Source organism: Pseudoalteromonas sp. SG45-5 (genome assembly GCF_014164085.1).
In the GTDB taxonomy this organism is placed as follows: domain Bacteria; phylum Pseudomonadota; class Gammaproteobacteria; order Enterobacterales; family Alteromonadaceae; genus Pseudoalteromonas; species Pseudoalteromonas aliena.
In genome coordinates this window covers 1-3,239 of record NZ_JACJEM010000106.1, presented here as the reverse complement: position 1 = coordinate 3,239, position 3,239 = coordinate 1, and the positions used below count along the sequence as shown (strand labels likewise).

Sequence of the window (3,239 nt, the reverse complement as noted above, 5' to 3'; positions counted from 1 at the left end):
GGATGTAAGCCATTAGAGTAACGCAGGAGCAGTTACCGAGCCCACTCGATTACAAACCTCGCGCCGCGATTAAATCGCCCCTAGATTGAACAAATTTCAATCCACAAAGGTCAACACGCCCTAGTCTAATTCTAAAAATTGGCGTATTTCAGGCAATTTTGCCATGCCATCTTCATAGCCTATTTTTATTAAGTGCTGGGTGTAGCGCTTTTCGAATAATAAGTAACTGGTTAAACTCGATTGCGAATGCTTTTTCACACCGATTATTCTAAGCAGCACTTTAATAGCCCACGGCATATCGTTGTAATACTGCGCTGCAATAGCATTGAAGTTTTGCGAAGGGTTAATTACAAACGCCTCAATTTGTTTAAGTTCTTGATGTTTATCGCGTGCGGGTAATAGCCCTAAGGTGCGGTTTACTCGGCCTAAACGCTCTAAATCCGACTGCATTGTGTCGGTAAATACACTATCGAGTAAATGCCCTGCGACCGCAGAAAGGCCAGGGTAATGTGCTGAATAACCAGGAGGATGTTGCTCCTTTGGCTCATCTACCCCAATTATAAATATTTTTTCAGCGCCTAAATGAATAGACGGACTAAGCGGGGATAGTTGATGAATAGAGCCATCGCCAAAATAGTGGTTATAAATATTTACGCTTGGAAATACCATTGGAATAGCACTTGATGCCATTAAATGCTCAACGTTAATACGTGTTGCACGTCCTTCTCGTTTAGCGCGTTGCCAAGGTGCTTGCGTATTTGATTGAAAAAATGCCACCGAGTCACCGGTTGTGTAACTGGAGGCTGTGATCGATAACGCATCTAAATAGTTTCGATGTAAGTTACGCTCAATTCGATTTAAATCTAATATCTCGTTTAATAAGCCACGAAGAGGACGATTATTTAACAAACTCGCAGGTGGGTGATTAATATGCTCTGATTGAAAACTCGTTAAAATATTACGAGCAATATGACCAAAAACACTTAAAAAGTCGCTTTTATACACCATAGACGTTGAAAAGTTTTTCCAAACAGATTCAAGTTTCCTCACTGCTAAATGTGCACAAGAAGCGTAACATGCTAATGCAGCAGAGTTAATTGCCCCTGCAGAGGTGCCATTTATAACTCTAAACGGTAATGGCGCGGTGCGTGGCATGCTATGAGCAAGCGCTTTTAGTACGCCAACTTGATAAGCTGCACGAGCGCCGCCACCTGTTAGTAATAAGGCTATTTTTGGTTTTTTTGGATCAACTTGCTTGATTTTCATATTGGTGGTTAAACTGTTCTACGTCTTTACTTTATTTATTAACTGTAAGTCTTTAAGCTAGAAGAATCAAAGGATAACTACTTTTATACTAATTACATTAAATACCAAGGGCTTTAGCGGGTATTTTTCATTCGCTAAACGATTTTGTATTAAATGCCATTAGTATTGTTGGTAGAATGAATTTAATCCACTTAGCGCACTCTAAGTGACACCGCATTTTTATTTTTATGGAGTTCGTATGTCAGATAAACCAGAAGCGTCAGATGTTCAAAAACGTCCACCGAATAACAACCTTCTTTTCGCCGTTATTATTTTAATAGTCGTAGCATGCGCGGCTGCCTTTATATTGCTCAAACCAAACGATGAGCAAGTAACGCGCACCAAAGTCGAGCCGCCAGTTAAAGAACACCCAATACTGGAACTTAAACCAGAAAATGCTCAAGACGTTGATCAGGGCACATTTTCTGTAAAATCAGATAAACCAGCTGAACTTGAAGTGCCTGCGCAGTCTGTAGCTGAACCTGAGACTGAAACTAAACCAATCGTAAAGCCACTCCCAGCACTTAATGAAAGTGACACGGTTGTTGTGACTAAAATTGACGAGTACTTTAGCGACCCAGTAATGAGTTTAATGGTAACCGACGATGTAATTCGCCGTGGCGTCGTGTTTATAGATAACATTGCCCAAGGCAAAATCGCCAAAAAACATGCACCTGTTATTAAACCAGAAGAGAGTTTTAGCGTAACTGAAGGGGATATTTTAACGATTGATCCTAATAGCTATGAGCGTTATACACCGTATGTAAAAGTATTCACCAGCATGAGTGCAGCTCAAGCCGTGCGTTTGTACGAAGAATATAAACCACTTATTAACAGTGCATACACTGAAATAGGTTACGGCGATGATGAGTTTAATCAAACCCTAACCGACGCAATTGATTTACTACTCGATACGCCAGAGCCCCAGGGCGACTTACCATTACTTCGTAACTCGGTAACATATCAGTATGCATTTTCAGAATGGGAGCAATTACCTGCTGCTCAAAAACAACTTTTACGCATGGGTCCTGAGAACATGAAAAAAGTAAAAGCAGCACTGCGTAATATTAAAGCTCAGTTAGAGAGCAATTAATACGCACAAAAATAGCTAAATGCACCGCGATTGTATATGAAGTATGCAATCGCACTTTCTTTTTAGATTATCCCTTGAATAACAGAGCAAAAGTAGAGATAATCCCCCCGCGCCAACCAAGGCCCTCAATGGTAGTCTTATTGGTCCTCTCGCAACACTAGCAGGCGAACCTGGTCAGGCCCGGAAGGGAGCAGCCACAGTTTGTGACGTGTGTGCCGAGATGTGGCTGGTAAGACTGCCACCCAAATTCCTCATTTGGGTGATATAGCTAAAATCTTATTTAATATTCTTCATAAATATATTCTTTTTAAATTAACGTCCTTAATACTAATTGCATCAAATAAGTGATTTATTTTAGTGCCACTTGCAAAGGGTGATTAGGATGGGTCAACATAATTAATTGAGCACCGAAGCTTGTGTACGTGGTGCAATGTTTTTTAGCAGTCAATGTTCTAATACCAATCTGATTAATTAAGTGAGCTATTTTGAGGTAAGAAAACCTTGTTGATAACAAGGCAAAATTTCGTTATTTAGTTGTTCTATATCAGAAATTTTTAACACTGTTAGCGTCAGGTTTAAGCCCTCAAATTGATCAAGTATTATTGCAAATTGGTATAAATAGCGTTCGGCTTTGTTGTCTCTCATTGAGGCGGGATGTCGCTTATTATGAAAATGGATATTAAGGTGCAATCCATCTTAGAGACATATCCACTGTACGTAATGAATACTGACGTACCAACATATAATCGGCTATATAATTTAAAAATGGAGAACGTGTTTTCATATTACCACCAATAATAGTGCTGTTTTTATATACAGTATAGTTGTACTGCTCCCATAT

2 protein-coding genes and 1 other RNA gene are annotated in these 3,239 nt (G+C 39.7%); 2 read left to right on the top strand and 1 reads right to left on the bottom strand.

Going from position 1 to position 3,239, the window contains the following annotated elements; translation table 11 throughout:
- Window positions 1-120: 120 nt before the first annotated feature.
- Window positions 121-1,266 carry a patatin-like phospholipase family protein gene (locus tag H5119_RS19755; protein WP_182703444.1) on the bottom strand — a complete coding sequence of 382 codons (1,146 nt, stop codon included), beginning with the start codon at window positions 1,264-1,266 and terminating at the stop codon, window positions 121-123.
- A 238-nt stretch (window positions 1,267-1,504) separates the two neighbouring features.
- Here H5119_RS19755 and H5119_RS19750 point away from each other — a divergent pair, with 238 nt between their 5' ends.
- Both H5119_RS19750 and ffs read left to right on the top strand, forming a co-directional pair.
- Window positions 1,505-2,398: a DUF3014 domain-containing protein gene (locus tag H5119_RS19750; protein WP_182703443.1), complete on the top strand. Its 894-nt coding sequence runs from the start codon at window positions 1,505-1,507 to the stop codon at window positions 2,396-2,398.
- Window positions 2,399-2,536: 138 nt separating this feature from the next.
- Window positions 2,537-2,633, top strand: an RNA gene (ffs, locus tag H5119_RS19745) — signal recognition particle sRNA small type.
- Window positions 2,634-3,239 lie beyond the last annotated feature (606 nt).

Excerpts from the sequence above, each read along its gene's own strand:
- H5119_RS19750 (WP_182703443.1), top strand. The coding sequence starts at position 1,505 with ATGTCAGATAAACCAGAAGCGTCAGATGTTCAAAAACGTCCACCGAAT.
- H5119_RS19755 (WP_182703444.1), bottom strand. The coding sequence starts at position 1,266 with ATGAAAATCAAGCAAGTTGATCCAAAAAAACCAAAAATAGCCTTATTA.